Genomic DNA, 21,850 nt, shown 5'->3' on the forward strand with positions numbered 1-21,850 from the left:
TGAATGTCTGCAATAGAATATTCTAAAAAAGGCCATAACTATATTTAATCCAGCAATTTCAGCCGATGGGCTTCGCCATTCCCCACCATCGGCAGGACGGCGTATTGCTTATCCGGAGACAGCTGGCGAAGTATAGACTCTGCGCGGCCCTGTTTACGGCTAACGTTGAGTTCCTGCGCGGCGGCGATTATTCTGAGCACCATGAAAACACCTCGTCTCCCCATTGCCCTGCAGCAGGCCGTTATGCGCTCACTGCGTCAGTCGCTTGAGCGCGCAAATCAGGTACTGAAAACCGCTTATCCGGAACCGAAACTGCTCTATCAGCAACGCGGAACGGCGGCGGGCACCGCCTGGCTGACTGCCTGGGAGATCCGCATCAATCCGGTGCTGCTGCTGGAAAATCAGCAGGCATTTATCGATGAAGTGGTGCCGCACGAGCTGGCGCATCTGCTGGTCTGGAAGCAGTTTGGTCGCGTCGCACCCCACGGCAAAGAGTGGAAGTGGATGATGGAGAATGTGCTGGGCGTTCCGGCACGACGCACCCATCAGTTTGAGATCGCCTCCGTGCGCAGCAACACTTTCGCTTACCGCTGTCAGTGCCAGCAACATCAGCTGACGGTGCGCCGCCACAATCGGGTGCTGCGCAAAGAGAGTGAATATCGCTGTGTGCACTGTGGCAGCCTGCTGGTCGCAGGCGAGTTTATCGCCTCCTGAGAACACTCCCCATTCCGCCCTATTCCACATTCTGTTAACCTGCCGCCCTTTTTCGTATTAGGTAGAAGCTGGAATATGTCTCGCATTTTAAGTCTGGCGGTTGCACTGCTGTTTGTCCCCGCCGCTGACGCCCTCAACCTGAATAACTATCATCAGAATAACTTTCAGCAGGCCAAAACCTTTGCGGCGGCGATCAATGCCGATGCGCCAGGTTCGTTTTATTGCGGCTGTAAAATTCAGTGGCAGGGAAAAAAAGGCACGCCCGATCTCAGCAGCTGTGGTTACCAGGTGCGCAAAAATGCGAACCGCGCTGCACGTATTGAGTGGGAACATGTGATGCCGGCATGGGAATTCGGTCATCAGCGCCAGTGCTGGCAGGAGGGAGGCCGCAAAAACTGCAGTAAAGATCCCGACTATCGCCGCATTGAAACTGACCTGCACAATCTGGAACCTGCGGTGGGTGAAGTGAATGGCGACCGTGGCAACTTCGCCTACAGTCAATGGAACGGCAGCGAGAAGCAGTACGGCCAGTGTGAGATGAAGATCGATTTTAAACTCAAACAGGCAGAGCCACCCGCTCGTGCGCGTGGCGCCATTGCCCGCACCTATTTCTACATGCGCGACCAGTATCATCTGCGCATTTCGCGCCAGCAGACGCAGCTGTTTACCGCCTGGGACAGGCTCTATCCCGTCACCCAATGGGAGTGCGAACGCGACCAGCGCATTGCAAAGGTTCAGGGCAATCACAATCCTTATGTGCAGCAGGCTTGCCAGCGCTAAAATCCCTGCCCTACACTAGCTCTTTTTCCCATGACGCCGCTGCAGCGCGGCGTCCGGTCTCAGGAATCTTATGCGCATACCTCGCATCTATCACGCCGAACCCCTGGACATCGGCAGTGAAATTACCCTGGATGAAGATGCATCCAATCATGTAGGCCGCGTGCTCCGGATGACGGCAGGTCAGCGTCTGGAACTCTTTGATGGCACTAATCTGACTTTTGCAGCAGAGATCACGCATGTTGATAAAAAGCGTGTAAAAGTATCCGTCACAGAGAGCCAGCCGGACGATCACGAGTCGCCTTTACATCTGCATTTAGGTCAGGTGATGTCGCGCGGTGAAAAAATGGAATTCACTATCCAGAAATCGATCGAACTGGGCGTGAATATCATTACACCCTTGTTTTCCGAGCGCTGTGGCGTAAAGCTTGATGCTGAGCGTCTGGCGAAAAAAATCCAGCAGTGGCAGAAAATTGCGATTGCCGCCTGCGAGCAGTGCGGACGTAATCGCGTGCCGGAGATTCGTGAAGCGATGACACTGGAAGCCTGGTGTGCGGAAGCTGACAGCGGTTTAAAGCTCAACCTGCATCCCCGCGCCAGTCACAGCATCAACACGCTGCCACAGCCTGTTGAGCGGGTACGACTGCTGATTGGTCCTGAAGGCGGTTTGTCTGCGGACGAAATTGCGATGACGGCGCAGCACGATTTTACTGACATTTTGCTTGGCCCACGGGTATTACGCACCGAAACTACCGCGCTGACGGCCATTACGGCACTTCAGGTGAGGTTTGGCGACCTGGGTTAAGCGATACTTTCAGCGGTCCTGACTCATCGGCCCACTGCAGACCGAACCAGACGAGGCGGTCAATGCCGCCTCACCGAGGAGATAATAATGATTAAACTTGGCATCGTGATGGACCCTATTTCGTCCATCAATATTAAAAAAGACTCCAGCTTCGCCATGCTGCTGGAAGCACAGCGCCGTGGTTACGAAATTCACTACATGGAGATGCACGATCTCTCCATGCGTGGTGGCGTGGCGTCTGCCCGCACCCGCCTGCTGACCGTTGAGGAGAACCCTGAGAACTGGTACCAGTTCGGCAGCGAGCAGGTGATCCCGCTGGCTGATCTGAACGTGGTGCTGATGCGTAAAGATCCGCCATTCGATACCGAGTTCATCTATGCGACCTACATTCTGGAGCGCGCTGAAGAGCTGGGTACGCTGATCGTGAATAAGCCGCAGAGCCTGCGCGACTGTAACGAAAAGCTCTACACCGCCTGGTTCGCCGAGTTTACGCCGGACACCCTGGTCACCCGCAGCAAAGCGCAGCTGCGTGATTTCTGGCAGGAGCATGGTGATATCATCATGAAGCCGCTGGATGGTATGGGCGGTGCGTCTATTTTCCGCGTGAAGAAAGACGATCCTAACTTTGGCGTGATTACCGAAACCCTGACCGAGCATGAGAGTCGTTTCTGCATGGCGCAGAACTACATTGCGGCAATCAAAGAGGGTGACAAACGCGTGCTGGTGGTGGATGGCGAGCCGGTGCCTTACTGCCTGGCACGTATTCCGCAGGGCGGTGAAACGCGTGGCAACCTCGCGGCTGGTGGGCGTGGTGAAGCACGTGCGTTAAGCGAAAGCGACTGGGAAATTGCACGTCGTGTTGGCCCGACGCTGAAAGCAAAAGGACTGATTTTTGTCGGTCTGGACATCATCGGTGATAAACTGACAGAAGTTAACGTGACCAGCCCAACCTGCATACGTGAAATTGAGGCTGCGTTCCCGATCTCCATCACCGGCATGTTGATGGATGCCATTGAGAAACGCCTGGGCTGAGCAAAACGCCGGGGCGAGGCTCCGTGATCAACCCAATACCGGTGCGGTCGTCGCGTGCCGGTTATTTTTTTGGTACATCGTGTGACAATGAATTTACAACATCACTTTTTGATTGCCATGCCTTCATTGCAGGATCCTTTCTTCAAACGTTCCGTAGTCTATATCTGTGAACATAACGAAGAGGGTGCAATGGGACTGATCATTAATAAACCCATGGAAAACCTGACGGTTGAAGGCATTCTGAAGAAGCTGAAAATCTCTGCTGAAGATCGCGATCCGTCGATCAAGCTGGATAAACCGGTGTTTACCGGCGGGCCGCTGGCAGAAGATCGTGGCTTTATCCTGCACTCAGCCCAACGCACGTTTACCTCCAGCATTCGTGTATCCGATAACACGATCATCACCACGTCCCGTGACGTGCTGGAGTCCATCGGCACGGCGTCTCAGCCCACCAATGTGCTGGTCGCGCTGGGTTACTGTGCCTGGGAAAAAGATCAGCTGGAGAATGAGCTGATGGAAAATGCCTGGCTGACGACGCCAGCTAACAGCAACATCCTGTTCCAGACGCCGATTTCAGAGCGCTGGCGCGAAGCGGCGCGCAGTATTGGCGTCGATATTCACAACATGGCCAGCGACGCCGGACACGCCTGATGTCAACTCAAACTCTGTTAGGTTTCGATTTCGGCACCAAAAGTATTGGTGTCGCCGTAGGGCAGCAACTCACTGGCAGCGCCCGACCGCTGACCGCCCTGAAAGCGCAGGATGGCATTCCGGACTGGCTGGTGATCGAAAAGCTGCTGAAAGAGTGGCAGCCCGATTTCGTGGTCGTCGGCTTACCGCTCAATATGGATGGCACTGAGCAGCCGTTAACTGACCGCGCGCGTAAATTTGCTAACCGTCTGCACGGTCGCTTTGGCATTCGTGTAGAGCTTCAGGATGAACGACTCAGCACGGTAGAAGCGCGTGCTGGCCTGTTTGAACGTGGTGGTTATCGCGCGCTCAATAAAGGGTCGGTTGATTCACAGTCTGCTGCCATCATTTTGCAGGACTGGTTCGAAAACCATTACTGACCTTCCGGCTTAATCAGCCCGTCAGCCTGACGCGCCAGCCTGCTCTGCTCAAACGTCTGCATACCGGCCTGTGCGCCGGTCTGTAGCATTGCCGGGATCTGGTGCATCTTGCCTTCCCTGATCAGATTCGTGATGCCAGGCGTGGCAATCAGTAGCTCAAACAGTCCAATGCGCGACCCGGCAGCAGACGGCACCAGTTTCTGTGCAATCACCGCTTTCAGGCTGCCTGCCAGTTGAGTGCGCACCAGATGCTTCTCCTCCGCCGGGAAGACATCCACCAGCCGATCTACCGCCTGTGCTGCGCCACGTGTGTGCAGCGTTGCCAGCACCAGATGGCCGGTCTCTGCCGCCGTTAGCGCCTGTCTGATTGTGTCGCTGTCGCGCAGTTCGCCCAGCAGAATGACGTCAGGATCTTCACGCAGTGCCGCCTTTATCCCCTGGGCGAACGAACTGCAGTGCAGGCCGATTTCGCGCTGCTGAATCAGCGACTGCTGGCTGTGGTGAATAAATTCAATCGGGTCTTCCAGCGTAATGATATGGCGCGCCTGCTGTCCGTTCAGCGCATCGACCAGCGCCGCCAGCGTGGTAGATTTACCGCTGCCCGTGGCACCGGTCACCAGAATCAGCCCATCCTGCTGCGTCAGTAACGTCGGCACAATAGCAGGCAGTTGCAGGCTCTCCAGCGTCGGGCACACAGAGGCAATAATGCGCAGCGCCAGTGACAGGCCGTTACGCTGCTTAAACAGGTTTGCGCGCAGACGCTGGCCGCAGGCCAGGCTCAGGGCGAAATCGAGCTGCCCTGTGCTCGCCAGTTCCTGACACTGCGGGTCACTGAGCCAGCGGGCCATAAACTGCGCCATCCAGTCAGCAGAGAGCACGGCCTGCTGTGGAATCGCCTCCAGCCGTCCCTGCCGTCGCCAGTAGGGCAAATGTCCGCTGCAAAGGTGCAGATCGACGGCATTATGCTTTACACTAAGCTCCACCATTTCATCCAGATTCATAATTTCTCCTGACTATGACCTCAATCCAGCAGAACCTACAGCAAGTGCGGCAGCGAATCGCCGCCGCTGCCGCGCAGTGCGGCCGCGCACCAGAAGAAATTACCCTGCTTGCAGTCAGTAAAACCAAACCTGCGAGCGCGGTCGAAGAAGCCTTTGCCGCAGGCCAGATTGGCTTTGGTGAAAATTACGTTCAGGAAGGGGTTGAAAAGGTCCAGGCACTGGCCGCACATCCTGAGCTGGAGTGGCACTTCATCGGCCCGCTGCAGTCCAACAAAAGCCGTCTGGTGGCAGAAAATTTCGCCTGGTGTCACACCATTGACCGCCAGCGTATTGCGCAGCGGCTCAGCGATCAGCGGCCCGCCTCGCTGCCACCGCTGAATGTGTTAATTCAGGTAAATATCAGTGACGAGAACAGCAAATCTGGCATCATGCTGGAGGCCGTTTCCGGGCTGGCGGAGCAGATTGCTGCGCTGCCGCAACTGCGGCTGCGGGGATTGATGGCGATTCCGGCTGCGGAGAGCGATTATCAGCGTCAGCTGGCAGTGTGTCAGCAGATGGCGGAAGCCTTCCGGCAGTTGCAACAGCAGTATTCGGATATTGATACGCTTTCACTGGGAATGAGCGATGACATGGAGGCGGCAATCGCCGCAGGCAGTACGATGGTGCGTATCGGCACCGCCATTTTTGGCGCACGAGATTATGCGCACAACTCACAACAATAATAGAGGAACTTCATGTTAACACTGACGTTTTTAGTAAAAACGCTGATCGATCTCTACGTCATGGTGCTGCTGTTACGCATCTGGATGCAGTGGTCCCGCTGCGATTTTTACAATCCAGTGGCACAGTTTGTCGTTAAAGTGACACAGCCGGTTGTTAAGCCACTGCGCCGCATACTGCCGGCTCTGGGGCCGATTGATACTGCTTCACTGCTGCTGGCCTTTGTGCTGACCACGCTGAAATACCCGATTTTATTGCTAATCCAGGTGGGTGTGTTCTCGGTCGATCCGACTAATCTGCTGGTCGGCCTGCTGTCGCTGGTTAAATCCGCCGGCTATCTGGTCTTCTGGGTCATCATCGTACGCTCTCTGATGAGCTGGATTAGCCAGGGTCGGGGTCCTGTCGATTATCTGCTGGTGCAGTTAACCGAGCCGATGATGGCACCGATTCGCCGTATTCTGCCTGCGATGGGCGGCATCGATTTCTCAGCGATGATCGTCATCCTGGTGCTGTATGCCCTGAACTTTCTCGGCATGGACCTGTTCCCGGGTCTCTGGTATCTGCTGTAAATGAATCAAACTGGAACTGTTATGCAAAAAGTTGTCCTCGCAACCGGCAATCCCGGCAAAGTGCGTGAGCTGGCGGAGTTACTCTCCGCCTTTGGTCTGGATATCGTCGCGCAGACTGACCTTGGGGTTGAATCGGCGGATGAGACCGGCCTGACCTTTATTGAGAACGCGATTCTCAAGGCGCGTCACGCGGCACAGATCACCGGATTACCGGCCATTGCCGATGACTCCGGCCTGGCCGTGGATGCGCTGGGCGGCGCGCCTGGCATCTACTCTGCGCGCTACGCCGGTGAAGAGGCCAGCGATCAAGAGAACCTGGAGAAGCTGCTGCAGGCGCTGGAAAATGTGCCTGACGGTCAGCGCCAGGCGCAGTTTCACTGCGTGCTGGTCTATCTGCGTCATGCGGAAGACCCGACCCCGCTGGTGTTCCACGGCAGCTGGCAGGGTGAGATTACCCGCTCCGCCTCTGGCACCGGTGGCTTTGGTTACGACCCGATTTTCTTTGTCCCGGCGCTGGGTAAAACAGCGGCCGAGCTGAGTAAAGCGGAAAAAGGTGCAGCTTCTCACCGGGGTAAAGCATTGACGCTGTTGCTGGAAGCCATGCGTAATGCCTAATCTGCCGCCTTTAAGTCTCTATATCCACATTCCGTGGTGCGTACAGAAATGTCCCTACTGTGATTTTAACTCCCATGCGCTAAAAGATGAGGTGCCGCACGTTGAATACGTACAGCACCTGCTGCGCGATCTGGAGATCGACCTGCCGCTGATCGGTGACCGTGAAGTGCGCACGATCTTCATCGGTGGCGGCACGCCCAGCCTGCTGAGCAGCAGCGCGATGCAGATGCTGATGGATGGTGTGCGGGCGCGTCTGACGCTCTCCCCTGATGCCGAGGTGACCATGGAAGCCAATCCGGGCACCGTGGAAGCGGACCGGTTCAGTGCCTATCAGCGCGCCGGTATTAACCGTATTTCGATTGGCGTGCAAAGTTTCAGCCCGCAAAAGCTGCAGCGTCTTGGCCGCATTCATGGCCCGGAAGAGGCCGTCCGCGCCGCTGAACTGGCGGAGTCTCTGTCGCTGCGCAGCTTTAACCTCGACCTGATGCATGGCCTGCCCGATCAGTCGCTGGAAGAGGCGCTTGATGATCTACGTCAGGCGATTGCGCTGAATCCGCCGCATCTCTCCTGGTATCAGCTCACTATCGAACCCAACACCCTGTTTGGCTCACGCCCGCCGGTGCTGCCGGATGATGATGCGCTGTGGGATATTTTCGAACAGGGCGATCAGTTGCTGCAGGCGGCCGGTTATCAGCAGTATGAGACCTCCGCCTACGCGAAGCCGGGTTATCGCTGTGAACACAACCTCAACTACTGGCGCTTCGGCGACTATCTGGGAATTGGATGTGGCGCGCACGGCAAGCTGACGCAGCCAGATGGCCGCATTGTTCGCACGGTGAAAACCCGTCATCCGCGTGGGTTTATGCAGGGCAACTATCGCGAAAAGCAGTACGACGTTGCCGATAGCGACAAGCCGTTTGAATATTTTATGAACCGCTTTCGCCTGCTGGAGGCCGCGCCGCGTGACGAATTCAGCCGCTACACCGGCTTGTCAGAGCAGGTGATTCGTCCACAGATGGATGCCGCGATTGCCGCCGGTTACGTGATAGAAACCGCTGAGCAGTGGCAGATTACGGAGAAAGGAAAACTCTTCCTGAACTCGCTGCTGGAGCTGTTTTTAGCGGAAGAATAGGCGAGGAAGGGTTAAAAAAAACGCCTCAGCCCGGCAGGCTGAGGCGTTTTTTATTTTTTCAGTGCGCCCGTAAGCTGTTTACGCTGATCTTCCAGCGAAATAACGCGATTACACACCTCGTGGCCGAAGTTCTGGAAATCCTGCTCCTGTTTGCTCCACTCAGCCTGAATCGACTGCTGCAAACCGCCAAGATTCCCCATAATCGCCTGCAGGGGATTACTTCCACCGCTGCCCTGCTTACTGCCCATCTCATTCAGACTATCCTGCATCACGCCGCCCAGCGTCGACTGCACCAGCCTTTCACCTTCGGCGCGCACCTGATCAATCGCCTGATGGTGGAACGTCAGCCCGTCTTCACGGTGTTCAATAATGCGATTCATCTGCTGTTTCAGCTGGCCATTCAGTGTGGTCAGGCGATTGCGCACGTTGCTGTCGGTGCCCAGTTTCTCAACGATGACCCGATCCAGTGCCGCCCGCCCTTTCTCCAGACGTGACGTCGCCCCGCTGTCGATCCACGGCAGATCGCGACGCAGCGCGTTCTGATAGTCGATCGCTTTCTGGCGCTCAGCATTATCCAGCGTGACCTTCTGTCCATTGAACTGCACGTCGCCCTGCGGCGAGATTTCCATATTGCCGTTGGCACCGACCACCTGCACACTCTGTGGTCTGATGACCACATCGTCCTGAGGCTTAACGCTGCATTCATAGGCTGCCTGAGCCTGAGTTGCTGCTACCAGCAGCACAGCAAGAAGCGTTTTACGCATCATATCTACTCCCTAAGATCGGGTCTGAAACCCTTTGATCGGGCCTCAGCCCGACACGGTGTGACGACTTAGTCCCACCAGACGTCAAAGAGTTCAGTCATCTGCACGTCCTGCAGCTTGCGGTCTTCAAGCCATTTGCGAACCAGCGCACGATGTTCATCAGTACATTTGCCGGTTTTCTGCAGGCAAACCAGACCTTCCCACACCAGGTAACCGCTGCCATCGAAAGCCAGACCGTTAGGATCGATCGCTTCGTTGATGAACTGGTTCAGCGTCTCATCAATTTCGCTTTCGCTGGTGCCTTCCGGGAAACGCCAGGCAACCGAGAAGCCCAGTTCCTGAAACTCATCGATGTGCAGTTTTTTACGTAAACGGCGGCTGCGTTGTGTGGCCATTATTTCACCCTCTCAAACATTAAATCCCATACGCCGTGGCCTAAACGCTGCCCGCGCTGCTCAAACTTGGTCAGTGGACGCGTCTCAGGACGCGGCACGTAATTCTGTTGTTCTGACTGGTTGCGGTAGCCAGAAATGCTGTTCATCACTTCCAGCATATGTTCCGCGTAGGCTTCCCAGTCGGTCGCCATGTGGAAAACGCCGCCCAGCTTCAGTTTACGCATCACCAGCTCGGCGAAAGGCACCTGAACGATACGGCGTTTATTGTGGCGCGCTTTATGCCATGGATCGGGGAAGAAAAGCTGAACCATACGCAGTGAGTTATCCGGAATCATCTTCTCCAGCACTTCCACCGCGTCATGACACATTACCCGCAGGTTCTGCACATCGGCTTCTTTCGCGGAAGCCAGACAGGCACCTACGCCTGGCGCATGCACTTCAATACCCAGGAAGTTCTGATGCGGCGTGTTCTGCGCCATAGTGACCAGCGAGGCACCCATGCCAAAGCCAATCTCCAGCGTCACCGGGGCTTCGCGGCCAAACAATGCGGGCAGATCGACAGGCTCCGGCTGATATTCCACCCCCATGATCGGCCACAGGGTGTCCAGCGCCTGCTGCTGGCCTTTTGTTAAGCGACCCTGGCGGCGCACAAAGCTACGGATCCGGCGCAATGGCCGCCCGTTCTCATCAAATTCTGGGGTGATGACGTCATTAATCATGTAAAAGCCTGCTGGTTAGCCTGTTCCGGGAAACGGGCATTATGCAAAGTTCATAAGCAGAAGCAAGCCTTTGCAATCTTCCGGTTTACACCCAGGTGCGCATGTGCTGGAATTCCTGCCTGAGTGTAGAGTAAACACGGAAAATTTCCTTCTTATGATGCAAGCGCCGCAGTTCGCGCAACAGGTGCTGGACTGGTATCAGCGCTTTGGTCGCAAAACCCTGCCGTGGCAGCTGGAGAAAACGCCTTATAAGGTGTGGCTCTCTGAAGTGATGCTACAGCAAACCCAGGTTGCCACGGTAATCCCCTATTTTGAACGCTTTATGGCGCGCTTCCCCACGGTTACCGATCTGGCTGCGGCACCGCTCGATGAGGTGCTGCACCTCTGGACCGGGCTCGGCTACTACGCCCGTGCGCGTAATCTGCATAAAGCCGCAAAGCAGATTGTTGAAGTGCATCAGGGCGAGTTCCCGCGTAATTTTGATGATGTCTCTGCCCTGCCCGGCGTTGGCCGCTCCACGGCCGGCGCGATTCTGTCGCTGTCGCTGGGCCAGCACTTCCCGATTCTGGATGGCAACGTCAAGCGTGTGCTGGCTCGCTGCTATGCCATTGGCGGCTGGCCGGGTAAAAAAGAGGTCGAAAAGCGTCTCTGGCAGATCAGTGAAGAGGTCACCCCTGCCGAGGGCGTCAGCCAGTTTAATCAGGCAATGATGGATCTGGGTGCTCTCGTCTGTACCCGATCGAAGCCGAAGTGTGAAATCTGTCCGCTGAACAGCGGCTGTGAGGCGTACGCCAGCAGCAGCTGGGCGAGCTATCCCGGCAAGAAACCTAAGCAGGTGCTGCCGGAACGCAGCGGCTGGTTCCTGATGATGCAGGATGGCGATGATGTCTGGCTGGAGCAGCGTCCGCCTGTGGGCCTGTGGGGCGGTCTGTTCTGCTTCCCGCAGTTCACCACCGAAACGGCGCTCACCGACTGGCTGACGGCGCGTGGCATCCATGCAAAACCGCAGCAGCTAACCGCGTTTCGTCACACCTTCAGCCATTTCCATCTTGATATCGTGCCAATGTGGCTGTCATGGCCTTCTGCCGGGGCGGCGATGGATGAAGCAGGCGGTCTCTGGTATAACTTAGCGCTGCCACCATCTGTGGGATTAGCTGCACCCGTTGAGCGCCTGTTACACGAGCTGCGCCATCCCCGACAACTGGCTTTGGACAGTTGTGAGATTAATGAGGAAGAGTAATGAGCCGCACCATTTTTTGTACTTTTTTACAGCGCGACGCGGAAGGTCAGGATTTTCAGCTCTATCCGGGCGACCTGGGTAAGCGTATTTACAACGACATCTCCAAAGAAGCCTGGCAGAAGTGGATGGCGAAACAGACCATGTTGATCAACGAGAAAAAGCTCAACATGATGAATCCCGAAGATCGTAAAGTGCTGGAGAAGGAGATGATCAATTTCCTGTTCGAAGGTAAAGACGTTCATATCGAAGGCTATACACCGCCAGAAGCGTAAACATTCCGGGCCTCATCACTGAGGCCGGTTATCCAGGTCAGGCTTGCATTCCCAATGAATAAAAAATTAATCGCCCTGCTGGTGATAGCACCACTTCTGGTTTCCTGCTCCGGGTCAAAGAAGCAGCAGACCCACGAGGAGTGGGTAAAAGACACCAACGCCTTTGATATTCTGATGGGGCAGTTTGCTCATAATATTGAGAATATCTGGGGTATCAATGAGGTCCTGATCGCCGGACCAAAAGATTACGTCAAATACAGCGACAACTATTACACCCGCAGCCACATCAACTTTGAAAGCGGTAAGCTGACCATCGAGACGATTTCTGGCACCGATCCGATGGCCAGTCTGCGTCAGGCGATCGTGACCACGCTGTTGATTGGTGAAGATCCGGGTAATGTCGATCTCTATTCTGACGCCAACGACATCGAGATCAGTAAAGAGCCGCTGCTCTATGGTCAGGTGCTGGATAACACCGGTCAGCCGATTCGCTGGCAGGGCCGCGCGGAAGCTTTTGCTGACTATCTGATCCAGAATAAGTTGATGCGTCGCACTTCGGGTCTGCATGTGATTTACAGCATTTCGATTCCGATGGTGCCGAACCACCTGGACAAACGTGCGCACAAATACCTGCCGATGGTGCGTAAAGCTTCCGAACAGTATGGTGTCGATGCCTCATTGATCCTGGCGATTATGCAGACCGAGTCGAGCTTTAACCCCTACGCCGTAAGCCACTCTGATGCGCTGGGTCTGATGCAGGTGGTGCAGCACACCGCCGGTGTTGACGTCTTCCGCATGAAGGGTAAATGGGGCAAGCCGAGTCGCAGTTATCTGCTGGATCCAGAGAACAATATTGATGCCGGTACGGCTTATCTGTCGCTGTTGCAGCGCAGCTATCTGGGCGGCATTCAGGATCCGGTATCACGCCGCTATGCGGTGATCACCGCCTATAACGGTGGTGCAGGCAGCGTGTTGCGCGTCTTCTCCAGCGATAAAGATCGGGCGTTTTCGATGATCAACGGTATGTCATCCAGCAAGGTTTACTCGACCCTGGCGAACCAGCACCCATCGGCGGAGTCGCGTCGTTATCTGTATAAGGTGAGTACTGCGCAGAAGAGTTATCGGGGATTCTGATCGGCCCGCTGAAGCGGGGTTGTTGTTCGCTGCGCGAACGGGGCTTGAGTACGGAGCTGAAGCTGGTGTTTGTTCGCTGCGCGAACGGGCGCTGAGAAGGTTTCGTTCGCCTGGCAGCGAGCTGGCACTGAGCGGGTTCCGACCGCCTGGCCGATGGTTCGCTGCGCGAACAGGCGCTGAGAAGGTTTCGTTCGCCTGGCATGCTGGGCAGTTTCAGTCACGCCTCTGCAGGCGACCAACAAGGGGGCGCCAGTCGCCGCGCCCCCTTGACCCCGGGCTCCGGCCTGCTTCACCGCCGCTTCGCGATCCCTTCGCTTCTTCAGGATTTCTCACGGACCGTCGGGACGCGCCATCCCTGGCGCGAACCCGCCTCTTCGCGACATCCCTGTCGCTCGTCCTGAAATCCCTCATCCGCTCAGCGGTTCTGACGGCCTCCCTTTCCCCGCTTTTATCTCTTCTTTAAATGTTGATTCATTGTCGCTGAAAGTTTTCAAAATTAGCTTTGCTTTCGGTCCATCAGACAGCGCCGCACCACAGAAAGCAAAAAGAAATCGCAGGCAGGGGTTTTACCAGAGGCGTCCGAAGCGCTGAGGAACAACCGGAGGCCAGGATGAGCCGACAGGACGTCGGCGAAAGGACGGAACGAGCCAGGGATGGCGAGTCCGGACGGTCCTCGGGCCGCAGGGCGTGACGAAGGCACCCCGCAAAGCGGGGCGCGCAGGCAGCCGGACGCCGGGATTGTTAAGGGGCGGGCGGACGCCTTTACACGTCCGCCTGCTCAGGCGAACTGAAACTCCCCCACGCCTGGCGGACGGAACCCGCTCAGCGTCAGTATGCTGGCAGGCGAACGAAAAATTCTCAGCGCCCGTTCGCGCAGCGAACAAAAAGGCCCGGCGGGCCGCTACCCGCCTCTGCCCCCGCTCAGATCAGCGCTCCACTATCATATTCGCCACCAGATACTTCTGTCCCTGGTCATCCTCTTCGGTATAAACACCCTGCAGCTCCGGCGAGAAGCCCGGCAGCAGGTTAAGCCCCTCTTCCAGCGCCAGGAAATAACGCTGCACCGCGCCACCCCACACTTCACCTGGCACAACGCACAGCACGCCAGGAGGATAAGGCAGCGCGCCTTCAGCAGCGACACGCCCGGCTGCATCGGCAATGGGGACCAGCTCCACTTCGCCGCGAATATAAGCCTGATGCGCATCCTGCGGATTGACCCTCACTGGCGGGAACTCCGCAGCGCGGAACATCAGACGCTGCAGATCCTTAACGTTGTGACTGACGTAGAGATCGTGCATCTCCTGACAGAGGCGACGCAGAGTATAGCCGGCATAGCGTTGCGCATTCTTGCGATAAATCGTCGGCAGCACTTCGGCCAGCGGCGCATCCTCTTTTACATGCTGCTCAAACTGCGCCAGCATCGCCACCAGATTCGCCATCTTCTCCGGACTCTCAGCCGGGGTCAGCAGGAACAGGATCGAGTTGAGATCGCACTTCTCCGGCACAATGCCGTTCTCACGCAGGTAGTTCGCCAGTATGGTCGCGGGGATCCCAAAATCACTGTATTCGCCGCTGGCAGCATCGATGCCCGGCGTGGTTAGCAATAGCTTGCAGGGATCGACCCGATATTGATCGCGGGCGTAACCCGCAAAGCCGTGCCACTTCGACTGGGGTTCAAAGCTGAAATAGCGCAGATCGCGGGCGATCGTTTCAGTGGGCGCATCCTGCCAGCGCTGACCCTCTACCGTCTCCGGCACAAACGGCAGGATCATTTCACAGCGGTCCAGGATCGCTTTACGTGCATCAATGCCCACCATGACGCACTCATCCCACATGCGACGCCCCGCTTCGCCCTGATGAATTCTGGCGTTGATATCCAGCGCGGCAAACAGCGGATAGAACGGGCTGGTTGATGCATGCAGCATAAAAGCGTTATTCAGTCGCTTGTGCGGACAGAAACGCCGCTGTCCGCGAATGTGATTATCTTTTTTGTGGATCTGCGAGGTTTGTGAAAAACCTGCCAGCTGCTTATGCACGGACTGCGTGACAAAGATGCCGGGATCGTTCTCATTCAGCTCTAGCGTCAGCGGCGAACAGCCCTCCATCAGGGGAATGAACTGCTCATAGCCGAGCCACGCGGAATCAAACAGGATGTAATCACACAGATGACCAATACGATCTACGACCTGACGTGCGTTGTAAACCGTACCGTCGTAGGTGCCCAGCTGGATGATCGCCAGACGGAAAGGCCGCGCCTCTGTCGCGCGCTCTGGTGCCACTGTCGCTATCTGCTCGCGCAGATAGGCTTCATCGAAACAGTGCGCGTCAATGCCGCCGATAAAACCGAAGGGGTTACGTGCCGCTTCAAGATAAACCGGGGTCGCGCCCGCCTGAATCAATGCGCCATGATGATTAGACTTATGATTGTTGCGGTCAAACAGCACCAGATCGCCGCGGGTCAGCAGCGCATTGGTCACTACTTTATTGGCGCTGGAGGTGCCGTTAAGCACAAAGTAAGTTTTGTCGGCGTTAAATACCTTTGCTGCATACTTCTGCGCATCTTTGGCTGAGCCTTCGTGGATCAGCAGATCGCCCAGTTTGACGTCGGCGTTGCACATATCAGAACGGAAAACATTCTCGCCGTAAAAGTCATAAAACTGTTTACCCGCCGGATGCTTTTTAAAAAACGCGCCGCCCTGATGGCCGGGACAGGCAAAGGTGCTGTTCTGCATGTCGACATAGCGGGTCAGCGTCTCGAAAAAGGGTGGCAATAGCTCAGCTTCATACGCCTGCGCAGCCGCTTCCAGCGCTATCCACTCCTGCGGCTCGCCATTCAGCTCACCGCTGACGCCGGGCAGGTGCATCACCTCTTCTTCAAACGCATTTGCGACAAACACCGGCAGATTAAAGCCGGTATGCCGCAGCAGCGCCAGTACACCGCTGCGGGTATCTGCCAGCGAAACGACAACCGCTGCCACATCAGTAAAGTCGGTGTTATCCAGCGTCACTACGTCACGCGAGGTGTTCAGGGTCAGACTGGGCGCGACAGCGGCGCTGGCAGCAATTTTCAGTGGAGTCATAACAGAATCCCTAACGTCAGGGAGGAAGTGCCTGAGGCACAATCATGGGGACAGCGCCCCGGCGAATTATTAACAGAAAGGCATTACGCAGCCCATGGAGAAAAGCCCCACAACCGCGGCCTGGCTGGCCTCACCGCATGAGAAATAACGAAGCGTTCGGCAATGTGGAAAACACGATGTGCGCCGGAAAAAGCGAACGGTAATCCGGGCGAGTGCGCGGTGAACCGGACATGGCGACGTCCTCTGTGATGAAGAAGCAGGGTCAAAAAGTGGCGGTCATAATGTCATCTTTTTTATACGTGGACAACCCGACCCGGACAATTATTCAGTCACCCTGCAAAAATGTAACAACATGATTTTTATAGCCTATTTATCATAAAAAATTCACAATTCGACTAATTATCTGAATTATATGCAAATTTATGCATCAGCCTCTACACTCCTGTCAGCACGCTTTTCCGCGCCAGCCACCCGCTTCACCTGGCGAGGCGGCCATTGCCCTACCGCATTACTGCTGTCAGGCGTAAACTGATCCCTCTTTCCCACTCTGCCGGAGGCTGCATGTTCAAGGCACTGGTCATTGAAAATGACGAACAAGGTTACCGTTCCCTGCTGAAAGATCTCCCCGAATCTCAACTGCCCGACCACGATGTCACACTCGACGTCAGCTACTCATCCCTGAACTACAAAGATGCCCTGGCTATCTGCAACAAAGGCCCGATAGTGCGCCAGTTCCCGATGGTGCCAGGTATCGACTTTGTGGGGCGTGTGACCGCCAGCCGCCATCCCGACTGGAAAGAGGATGATGTGGCGCTGCTGACGGGCTGGGGCGTGGGCGAAAAACAGTGGGGTGGCCTGGCGCAGAAAGCCAGCGTCAGCGGCGACTGGCTGGTCCGTGTGCCCGCAGCGCTGAGTCCGCTGCAAACCATGGCCATCGGTACAGCGGGGCTGACCGCGATGCTCTGTGTGATGGCGCTCGAAAAACAGGGCATCACACCGGAACGCGGACCGGTGCTGGTGACCGGGGCCAGTGGCGGCGTCGGCAGCTACAGCGTCAGCCTGCTGGCGCGTCTGGGCTATGAAGTAGTTGCGTCGAGCGGACGCACCAGCGACCCTGCATATCTGATCGAGACGCTGGGCGCGGCATCGGTCATTGACCGTGAAGCGCTTTCCCAGCCTGGCAAACCGCTGGCAAAAGAGCGCTGGGCCGCCGCGATAGACAGCGTCGGCAGTCATACTCTGGCCAATGTGCTGGCCGCTACGCAGCGTGACGGCGCGGTTGCCGCCTGCGGTATGGCGCAGGGACTCGATCTGCCAGCCAGCGTTGCACCCTTTATTCTTCGTGGTGTTACGCTGGCCGGGGTCGATAGCGTGATGTGTCCGAAGCCACTTCGTGAGCAGGCGTGGCAGCGACTCGGCGAGCTGATGGATAGTGAACGGCTCAATAAGCTGAGCCGGGTCATTCCGCTGAGTGAAGCCAGAGAAGGTGCGCAGGCATTGCTGGAGGGCAATGTGCAGGGCCGCCTTATTGTCGACTGCCGCTAACGCTTTTAAAGGCGCGTGAATCGCGCCTTTATCGATCGGCTCGCTGCAGCCGTTTGATCAGCCCTTCCAGCGCGAACTGCGTGCCCTGCTCCATCACCGATTTTGGATCGCCGCTGAACTGGTGGCACTCCGCCTCATCCCTTCCGTCGGGCAAGACCCAGCCAAACCAGATAGTGCCTGCCGGTGTGCCATCCTCGCCGCCGTCCGGTCCGGCATAGCCGGTGATTGAAAGTCCTACCGGTTCACCAGAGCGGGCGCAGGCTCCCTGCACCATCTCCCTCGCTGTTTTCTCGCTCACCGCCGTGTGCTGTTTCAGCGTGTCTGGATGTACCCCCAGCAGACGCGTTTTGGCATTTTCACTGTAGGTTACGAAGCCGCTGGTATAGAAGTCACCGCTGTTTTCCACGGCGGCCAGCGTCATGCTGATCAGTCCGGCGGTACAGGATTCGGCGGTCGCCAGATGAAGTCCGGAGGAGAGTAAAATATTACCCAGTTGCTCAGCGGTTTGATCTAATGATTTTGCCATTATGGTCTCCTTAAGGCTGCCCGGAACTCCAGGTATAGCGCAAAATCAGCGATTCAAAGCGCGCAACACAATGTTTTTAAAGCGAAACGGTCTAGATACGCAGCTGGATATGCGGCTGTCCACTTCCGGCATGTGCCACTACCTGAAGATCGGCCTGGTACCAGCGCGTCAGCGTCGCTTCCGTCATTACCGCCTGCGGCGAGCCTTGTGCCACCAGTTGGCCTGCGTGCAGCAGCAGTATGCGATCGGCCCACAATGAAGCCTGATTAAGGTCATGTAACACGGTACAGACGGTGAGATCTCCGGCGCGCGTCAGCTGGCGTAGTAAACGCAAGGTTTGCTGCTGCCAGAAGAGATCCAGCGCCGAGGTCGGCTCATCCAGAAACAGCCAGCCGCGTGGTCTTCCCTCCAGCCAGAGCTGTGCCAGCACCCGCGCCAGCTGCACCCGTTGTTGTTCACCGCCGGAGAGCTGGCGGTAATCGCGCTGCGCCAGCCCTTCACAACCGGTCAGCCGCATGACCTCAGCCACAATTTGCGTCGTCTGCGCTTCCGGCCAGGGCGCACGGCCCATCGCCACGACCGACTGCGCTGACTGTGCAAAGGTCAGGTTGTTCTGCTGGCGCATCACTGCCCGACGTCGTGCCAACTGCTCACGCGGCCATGTCGTCAGCCGTCGGTCGCCCAGCCAGCACTCGCCCCGATCGGGCGACAGAAATCCCGTCAGCATCCGCAGTAGCGTCGATTTACCTGCGCCGTTGGGACCAATCAGCGCCACCAGCTCTCCACCTGACAGCGTGACGTCGAGATTATCGATAACGGTTTTGTCGCCGTGCGCGAGACACAATCCCCTGGCCTGTAAAATTTCCATCACTCCAGCCCTCGCTGTTGACGCAGAATCAGCCAGAGAAACCACGGACCGCCAATCAGGCTGGTCAGTAGCCCGACTGGCATCTCGGCCGGAACCACCAGAGTGCGCGCCAGCGTATCGGCCAGCAGCAGCAGAATAGCCCCCGCCAGTGCTGAGCCGGGCAGCAGCCAGCGATGATCGCCGCCAAGGCAAAAACGCATCACGTGTGGCACCACCAGTCCGACGAAGCCGATCACGCCGCTGACCGAGACCGCTGTACCGACAAGCAGCGCGCTGAGGATCAGCAGCTGATGCTGAGTACGCTTCACATCAATTCCCATGTAGTGCGCATCCTCTTCGCCCGCCTGCAGCAGGTTAAGGTGGCGGGCGCGAGTCTGTAGCAGCAGCAAGGCTGGCAGAATCAGCAGCAGGCAAATCAGCAGTGCGGGCCACTGTGTCTGGCTAAGGCTTCCCATGCCCCACAGCGACAGCTGGCGCAGCTGCTGATCGTTGCTCAGCCATGACAGCACGCCTACCGCCGCACCGCACAACGCATTAATCGCAATACCGACCAGCAACAACCGCGAAAGATTGCCGCGCGCCAGCCGACTGAAACTGAAGAGCAGCAGTGTCACCAGCAGACTGCCGATAAACGCAGCGATCATCGGTAGCCACAATGCCAGTGGTGCCGGCAACGCCAACGGAATAATGATTGCCAGTGCCACCGCCAGTCCCGCCCCGCTGCTGATCCCCAGCAGACCGGGATCGGCCAGTGGGTTACGAAAAACACCCTGCATCACCGCGCCAGAGACTGCCAGCGCCATGCCCATCACCACCGCCAGTAGCACGCGCGGCAGGCGGATATCCAGCCAGATCTGCCAGATAAGATCGCTAAGCGGTGCCTGCCATAGCGCCCGCACTGAAAGCGACATCGCCCCCAGATTTGCCGCCAGCACCATCGCCGCCAGCAGGAAGATCAGCATCAGCAACAGGCCACGCAGCGCATTATCCTTAATCATGGTTCAGCGATTCCGCCGCCTGACGCAATTTCACGATTGCCCGCGGTGTATCAAGGCCAAACCCCAGCAGTGCCATGGTGTCGATCACCAGCAGACGGTGCTGCTGCCCGGCAGGTGTCAGCGTCAGACCCGGTAACTGCCACAGCTGCGCTTCGCCGCCCAGCGTTTTCAAGCCATCCTCGCCGATTACCACCAGATCCGGCGCGGCGGCGATCACCCCTTCCTGCGACAGTGCCTGATAGTGCGGCACCGAGCCCATAGCATTCTCCAGCCCGGCGCTGCGAATGGCGCCATCGGCCGCAGTCTGATTTCCAGCCGCCATCGATTTCATGCCGCTGTTCGCCATGATGTAGAGCACTTTTACCGGCAGCGGTTGCTGCGGCAACTGGCGAATCTGCTGCGTCATTTGCCGTGCCAGAGCCTGAGCTTCGCTTTCACGCTGCAGCGCCTGACCCACAGTGATAATTTTCTGCGGGATCGCCTGCAGGCTGCTGTCGCCGCTGACCGTGACCACCCTGACGCCCGCGCGGGCAATCTGTTGCAGTACCAGCGACGGCTGCGCCTGCTCGCTGGCGATCACCAGCGTTGGTTTCAGTGCCAGAATGCCTTCGGCGTTGAGCTGGCGCATATAACCCACGTCCGGCAGTCGGGTGGCCTGCGCCGGGCGCAGACTGGTGCTGTCGCGCGCCACTAGCTGTGACTGGGCATCCAGCGCATAGATAATCTGGGTGACGTCACCGCCAATCGACACCACCCGCTCCGCCGCCAGTGATGGCAGCGTCATGAGCAGCCATAACAACATCACTCTTTTCATGCCGCCGCTCCCGGCGTGTGGAGTGCGCCAATCTGCTCGCGCCAGCTTGACTGCTCTGGCGTACCCTCCGTGCGCTGACCGTAGAGCTGGGCGATCTGTGTGCCGTCGGCGGCGAACAGTTCCAGGCTGGTAACAAAGCCATCGCCCGTTGGCTTGCGTGTTACCCAGCTTTCGCTGATCTGATCAGCCATCAGATGCAGTGTGAACTGCGGATTGAAGATGTTGAGCCAGTTTTCCACTGGCTGCAGCTTCTCTACCCTGCCGGTGAAAATCTGAGTACAGCCACGGTTGCCGACAAAAATCATAATTTCATTGCCCGCCTGCTGTGCCATCTGTAGCAGGCGCTCAAGCGCATCGTTACCGGTCTGCCTGGCGAGATCGTCACCCACCGCGCGAAACGCCTGCGGTCGTGACACCTGATGGCGCTTAAGCAACGCGAAAAATTGATGAACATCGGTCATGGCGCGCCATTCACGGTCGATGGCGGTGGCATCAACCGCCTCAGTCAGGGGAGCTGCAGCAGCCGGCTCAACCACAAGCGGCGTCGCCGCGGCGTCGGTAAAGTCGGCAATCAGCGTCTGCCACGCTGCCATGTTGGTCTGCTCCGTGACGTAAACTTTCAGCACCGCATCGCCATGACGATCAAAGATCTGAATACTGTGACGAACGCCCTGCCCGGTTGGCTCCTGCAGAGCAAAGGCGCTGCACCACTGACCGACGAACAGGCGCAGATCGAGTGCACGGGGATTAAGCACCAGGCCACCATGTGCGCCAATCTGCACATTGTGGTATTCACCCAGATGTTCATGTACCGCATAAGCGTTACGCGTAATGTTTTTGGTTTCGCCGACTGCGCCAAGTGCCTTCAGCAACGCCGGAAAATCGCGTTTCAGCGCCACGGCATCAACGCCGATGCGCGCTTCACACAATTCCGCTTCGCTGATGCCGATCAGCGCAGCCAGGTCGCGGGCATATTTCTTCGGTTGTTCACCTTTAAGGGCAAGATAGTGCTGATAAATCGGGTTCATGACTCAGGCTCTCTTAGTAATGCCCTGCATCA

25 protein-coding genes are annotated in these 21,850 nt (G+C 57.1%); 14 read left to right on the forward strand and 11 right to left on the reverse strand.

The features are described 5' to 3' along the window. Nucleotides 1-44: 44 nt before the first annotated feature. Complete coding sequence (locus tag H7K52_RS12655; protein WP_003853375.1) at nt 45-203, reverse strand: hypothetical protein; 159 nt, start codon at nt 201-203, stop codon at nt 45-47. Between H7K52_RS12655 and H7K52_RS12660 the strand changes: the two genes are divergently transcribed. The 6 genes from H7K52_RS12660 to ruvX all read left to right on the forward strand — a co-directional run bounded on the left by H7K52_RS12660 (nt 202) and on the right by ruvX (nt 4,398). Next, entirely contained in the window at nt 202-714 is a 513-nt protein-coding gene (locus H7K52_RS12660) for a SprT family zinc-dependent metalloprotease (protein ID WP_078804940.1), read from the forward strand. The two genes, H7K52_RS12655 and H7K52_RS12660, sit on opposite strands and share 2 nt — an antisense overlap. 75 nt (nt 715-789) lie before the next feature. Then, nucleotides 790-1,494, forward strand: a complete 705-nt coding sequence (endA, locus tag H7K52_RS12665) for a deoxyribonuclease I (RefSeq protein WP_008925684.1) — start codon at nt 790-792, stop codon at nt 1,492-1,494. 70 nt (nt 1,495-1,564) lie between these two features. Then, complete coding sequence (gene rsmE / locus H7K52_RS12670) at nt 1,565-2,296, forward strand: 16S rRNA (uracil(1498)-N(3))-methyltransferase (RefSeq protein ID WP_008925685.1); 732 nt, start codon at nt 1,565-1,567, stop codon at nt 2,294-2,296. Between the two features lie 87 nt (nt 2,297-2,383). Then, nucleotides 2,384-3,328, forward strand: a complete 945-nt coding sequence (gene gshB, locus H7K52_RS12675) for a glutathione synthase (protein ID WP_110411027.1) — start codon at nt 2,384-2,386, stop codon at nt 3,326-3,328. Between the two features lie 87 nt (nt 3,329-3,415). Then, the gene (locus H7K52_RS12680) at nt 3,416-3,979 is read left to right on the forward strand and encodes a YqgE/AlgH family protein (RefSeq protein WP_039660716.1); all 564 of its coding nucleotides are present in this window, start codon (nt 3,416-3,418) and stop codon (nt 3,977-3,979) included. Further along, complete coding sequence (gene ruvX, locus H7K52_RS12685; RefSeq protein WP_003853387.1) at nt 3,979-4,398, forward strand: Holliday junction resolvase RuvX; 420 nt, start codon at nt 3,979-3,981, stop codon at nt 4,396-4,398. Before H7K52_RS12680 ends, ruvX begins: the two co-directional genes overlap by 1 nt. Here the strand turns inward: ruvX and H7K52_RS12690 are convergent. Beyond that, a complete protein-coding gene (locus H7K52_RS12690; protein WP_003853390.1) occupies nt 4,392-5,399 on the reverse strand; it encodes a type IV pilus twitching motility protein PilT in 1,008 nt (335 codons plus the stop codon). The two genes, ruvX and H7K52_RS12690, sit on opposite strands and share 7 nt — an antisense overlap. A 14-nt stretch (nt 5,400-5,413) precedes the next feature. Between H7K52_RS12690 and H7K52_RS12695 the strand changes: the two genes are divergently transcribed. Genes H7K52_RS12695 through hemW form a run of 4 tightly spaced genes read left to right on the forward strand, consistent with a single transcriptional unit; the run spans nt 5,414 to nt 8,435 of the window. Next, nucleotides 5,414-6,121, forward strand: a complete 708-nt coding sequence (locus H7K52_RS12695; protein WP_008925687.1) for a YggS family pyridoxal phosphate-dependent enzyme — start codon at nt 5,414-5,416, stop codon at nt 6,119-6,121. 12 nt (nt 6,122-6,133) lie between these two features. Continuing rightward, on the forward strand, nt 6,134-6,688 hold the full coding sequence (locus H7K52_RS12700) for a YggT family protein (RefSeq protein ID WP_003853395.1): 555 nt from the start codon (nt 6,134-6,136) through the stop codon (nt 6,686-6,688). 21 nt (nt 6,689-6,709) lie between these two features. Further along, entirely contained in the window at nt 6,710-7,303 is a 594-nt protein-coding gene (locus H7K52_RS12705; protein ID WP_039660709.1) for an XTP/dITP diphosphatase, read from the forward strand. Beyond that, on the forward strand, nt 7,296-8,435 hold the full coding sequence (gene hemW / locus H7K52_RS12710; protein ID WP_140034089.1) for a radical SAM family heme chaperone HemW: 1,140 nt from the start codon (nt 7,296-7,298) through the stop codon (nt 8,433-8,435). The genes H7K52_RS12705 and hemW overlap by 8 nt, the downstream gene beginning before the upstream one ends. 50 nt (nt 8,436-8,485) lie before the next feature. Here the strand turns inward: hemW and H7K52_RS12715 are convergent, their stop codons facing one another. The 3 genes from H7K52_RS12715 to trmB all read right to left on the reverse strand — a co-directional run bounded on the left by H7K52_RS12715 (nt 8,486) and on the right by trmB (nt 10,313). Then, nucleotides 8,486-9,202: a YggN family protein gene (locus H7K52_RS12715; RefSeq protein WP_003853402.1), complete on the reverse strand. Its 717-nt coding sequence runs from the start codon at nt 9,200-9,202 to the stop codon at nt 8,486-8,488. 65 nt (nt 9,203-9,267) lie between these two features. Next, nucleotides 9,268-9,594 (reverse strand): YggL family protein, encoded by a 327-nt coding sequence (locus tag H7K52_RS12720; protein WP_003853403.1) that lies wholly within the window; start codon nt 9,592-9,594, stop codon nt 9,268-9,270. After that, a complete protein-coding gene (gene trmB, locus H7K52_RS12725) occupies nt 9,594-10,313 on the reverse strand; it encodes a tRNA (guanosine(46)-N7)-methyltransferase TrmB (protein WP_008925689.1) in 720 nt (239 codons plus the stop codon). Before trmB ends, H7K52_RS12720 begins: the two co-directional genes overlap by 1 nt. Nucleotides 10,314-10,467: 154 nt before the next feature. Here trmB and mutY point away from each other — a divergent pair, with 154 nt between their 5' ends. From mutY to mltC, 3 genes are read left to right on the forward strand one after another with little or no spacing between them, the layout of a single operon-like run. Continuing rightward, nucleotides 10,468-11,553: an A/G-specific adenine glycosylase gene (gene mutY, locus H7K52_RS12730; RefSeq protein ID WP_003853407.1), complete on the forward strand. Its 1,086-nt coding sequence runs from the start codon at nt 10,468-10,470 to the stop codon at nt 11,551-11,553. Further along, entirely contained in the window at nt 11,553-11,825 is a 273-nt protein-coding gene (locus tag H7K52_RS12735; protein ID WP_003853409.1) for an oxidative damage protection protein, read from the forward strand. Before mutY ends, H7K52_RS12735 begins: the two co-directional genes overlap by 1 nt. A gap of 54 nt (nt 11,826-11,879) precedes the next feature. Then, on the forward strand, nt 11,880-12,959 hold the full coding sequence (gene mltC, locus H7K52_RS12740) for a membrane-bound lytic murein transglycosylase MltC (protein WP_003853410.1): 1,080 nt from the start codon (nt 11,880-11,882) through the stop codon (nt 12,957-12,959). Nucleotides 12,960-13,885: 926 nt separating this feature from the next. Here the strand turns inward: mltC and H7K52_RS12745 are convergent. After that, complete coding sequence (locus H7K52_RS12745; protein WP_182630105.1) at nt 13,886-16,039, reverse strand: ornithine decarboxylase; 2,154 nt, start codon at nt 16,037-16,039, stop codon at nt 13,886-13,888. A 561-nt stretch (nt 16,040-16,600) separates the two neighbouring features. On the opposite strand from H7K52_RS12745, the gene acuI reads away from it, so the two are divergent. Further along, nucleotides 16,601-17,584: an acrylyl-CoA reductase (NADPH) gene (gene acuI / locus H7K52_RS12750; protein ID WP_039659320.1), complete on the forward strand. Its 984-nt coding sequence runs from the start codon at nt 16,601-16,603 to the stop codon at nt 17,582-17,584. A 28-nt stretch (nt 17,585-17,612) separates the two neighbouring features. Here the strand turns inward: acuI and H7K52_RS12755 are convergent, their stop codons facing one another. From H7K52_RS12755 to H7K52_RS12775, 5 genes are all read right to left on the reverse strand, one after another. After that, the gene (locus H7K52_RS12755) at nt 17,613-18,110 is read right to left on the reverse strand and encodes a CinA family protein (protein WP_039659321.1); all 498 of its coding nucleotides are present in this window, start codon (nt 18,108-18,110) and stop codon (nt 17,613-17,615) included. A gap of 91 nt (nt 18,111-18,201) precedes the next feature. Further along, the gene (locus H7K52_RS12760) at nt 18,202-18,978 is read right to left on the reverse strand and encodes a heme ABC transporter ATP-binding protein (RefSeq protein ID WP_140034091.1); all 777 of its coding nucleotides are present in this window, start codon (nt 18,976-18,978) and stop codon (nt 18,202-18,204) included. After that, nucleotides 18,978-19,976, reverse strand: a complete 999-nt coding sequence (locus H7K52_RS12765; RefSeq protein ID WP_039659324.1) for a FecCD family ABC transporter permease — start codon at nt 19,974-19,976, stop codon at nt 18,978-18,980. Before H7K52_RS12765 ends, H7K52_RS12760 begins: the two co-directional genes overlap by 1 nt. Further along, entirely contained in the window at nt 19,969-20,790 is an 822-nt protein-coding gene (locus tag H7K52_RS12770) for a heme/hemin ABC transporter substrate-binding protein (protein WP_004571227.1), read from the reverse strand. The genes H7K52_RS12765 and H7K52_RS12770 overlap by 8 nt, the downstream gene beginning before the upstream one ends. Beyond that, on the reverse strand, nt 20,787-21,818 hold the full coding sequence (locus H7K52_RS12775; protein WP_004571228.1) for a hemin-degrading factor: 1,032 nt from the start codon (nt 21,816-21,818) through the stop codon (nt 20,787-20,789). The genes H7K52_RS12770 and H7K52_RS12775 overlap by 4 nt, the downstream gene beginning before the upstream one ends. Nucleotides 21,819-21,850: the final 32 nt, after the last annotated feature.

The sequence above is a fragment of the Pantoea hericii genome, from assembly GCF_014155795.1.
Taxonomy (GTDB): domain Bacteria; phylum Pseudomonadota; class Gammaproteobacteria; order Enterobacterales; family Enterobacteriaceae; genus Pantoea; species Pantoea eucalypti.

Coding starts and splice junctions, on each gene's coding strand:
- H7K52_RS12660 (WP_078804940.1), top strand. CDS start 202: ATGAAAACACCTCGTCTCCCCATTGCCCTGCAGCAGGCCGTTATGCGC.
- H7K52_RS12655 (WP_003853375.1), bottom strand. CDS start 203: ATGGTGCTCAGAATAATCGCCGCCGCGCAGGAACTCAACGTTAGCCGT.
- endA (WP_008925684.1), top strand. CDS start 790: ATGTCTCGCATTTTAAGTCTGGCGGTTGCACTGCTGTTTGTCCCCGCC.
- rsmE (WP_008925685.1), top strand. CDS start 1,565: ATGCGCATACCTCGCATCTATCACGCCGAACCCCTGGACATCGGCAGT.
- gshB (WP_110411027.1), top strand. CDS start 2,384: ATGATTAAACTTGGCATCGTGATGGACCCTATTTCGTCCATCAATATT.
- H7K52_RS12680 (WP_039660716.1), top strand. CDS start 3,416: ATGAATTTACAACATCACTTTTTGATTGCCATGCCTTCATTGCAGGAT.
- ruvX (WP_003853387.1), top strand. CDS start 3,979: ATGTCAACTCAAACTCTGTTAGGTTTCGATTTCGGCACCAAAAGTATT.
- H7K52_RS12690 (WP_003853390.1), bottom strand. CDS start 5,399: ATGAATCTGGATGAAATGGTGGAGCTTAGTGTAAAGCATAATGCCGTC.
- H7K52_RS12695 (WP_008925687.1), top strand. CDS start 5,414: ATGACCTCAATCCAGCAGAACCTACAGCAAGTGCGGCAGCGAATCGCC.
- H7K52_RS12700 (WP_003853395.1), top strand. CDS start 6,134: ATGTTAACACTGACGTTTTTAGTAAAAACGCTGATCGATCTCTACGTC.
- H7K52_RS12705 (WP_039660709.1), top strand. CDS start 6,710: ATGCAAAAAGTTGTCCTCGCAACCGGCAATCCCGGCAAAGTGCGTGAG.
- hemW (WP_140034089.1), top strand. CDS start 7,296: ATGCCTAATCTGCCGCCTTTAAGTCTCTATATCCACATTCCGTGGTGC.
- H7K52_RS12715 (WP_003853402.1), bottom strand. CDS start 9,202: ATGATGCGTAAAACGCTTCTTGCTGTGCTGCTGGTAGCAGCAACTCAG.
- H7K52_RS12720 (WP_003853403.1), bottom strand. CDS start 9,594: ATGGCCACACAACGCAGCCGCCGTTTACGTAAAAAACTGCACATCGAT.
- trmB (WP_008925689.1), bottom strand. CDS start 10,313: ATGATTAATGACGTCATCACCCCAGAATTTGATGAGAACGGGCGGCCA.
- mutY (WP_003853407.1), top strand. CDS start 10,468: ATGATGCAAGCGCCGCAGTTCGCGCAACAGGTGCTGGACTGGTATCAG.
- H7K52_RS12735 (WP_003853409.1), top strand. CDS start 11,553: ATGAGCCGCACCATTTTTTGTACTTTTTTACAGCGCGACGCGGAAGGT.
- mltC (WP_003853410.1), top strand. CDS start 11,880: ATGAATAAAAAATTAATCGCCCTGCTGGTGATAGCACCACTTCTGGTT.
- H7K52_RS12745 (WP_182630105.1), bottom strand. CDS start 16,039: ATGACTCCACTGAAAATTGCTGCCAGCGCCGCTGTCGCGCCCAGTCTG.
- acuI (WP_039659320.1), top strand. CDS start 16,601: ATGTTCAAGGCACTGGTCATTGAAAATGACGAACAAGGTTACCGTTCC.
- H7K52_RS12755 (WP_039659321.1), bottom strand. CDS start 18,110: ATGGCAAAATCATTAGATCAAACCGCTGAGCAACTGGGTAATATTTTA.
- H7K52_RS12760 (WP_140034091.1), bottom strand. CDS start 18,978: ATGGAAATTTTACAGGCCAGGGGATTGTGTCTCGCGCACGGCGACAAA.
- H7K52_RS12765 (WP_039659324.1), bottom strand. CDS start 19,976: ATGATTAAGGATAATGCGCTGCGTGGCCTGTTGCTGATGCTGATCTTC.
- H7K52_RS12770 (WP_004571227.1), bottom strand. CDS start 20,790: ATGAAAAGAGTGATGTTGTTATGGCTGCTCATGACGCTGCCATCACTG.
- H7K52_RS12775 (WP_004571228.1), bottom strand. CDS start 21,818: ATGAACCCGATTTATCAGCACTATCTTGCCCTTAAAGGTGAACAACCG.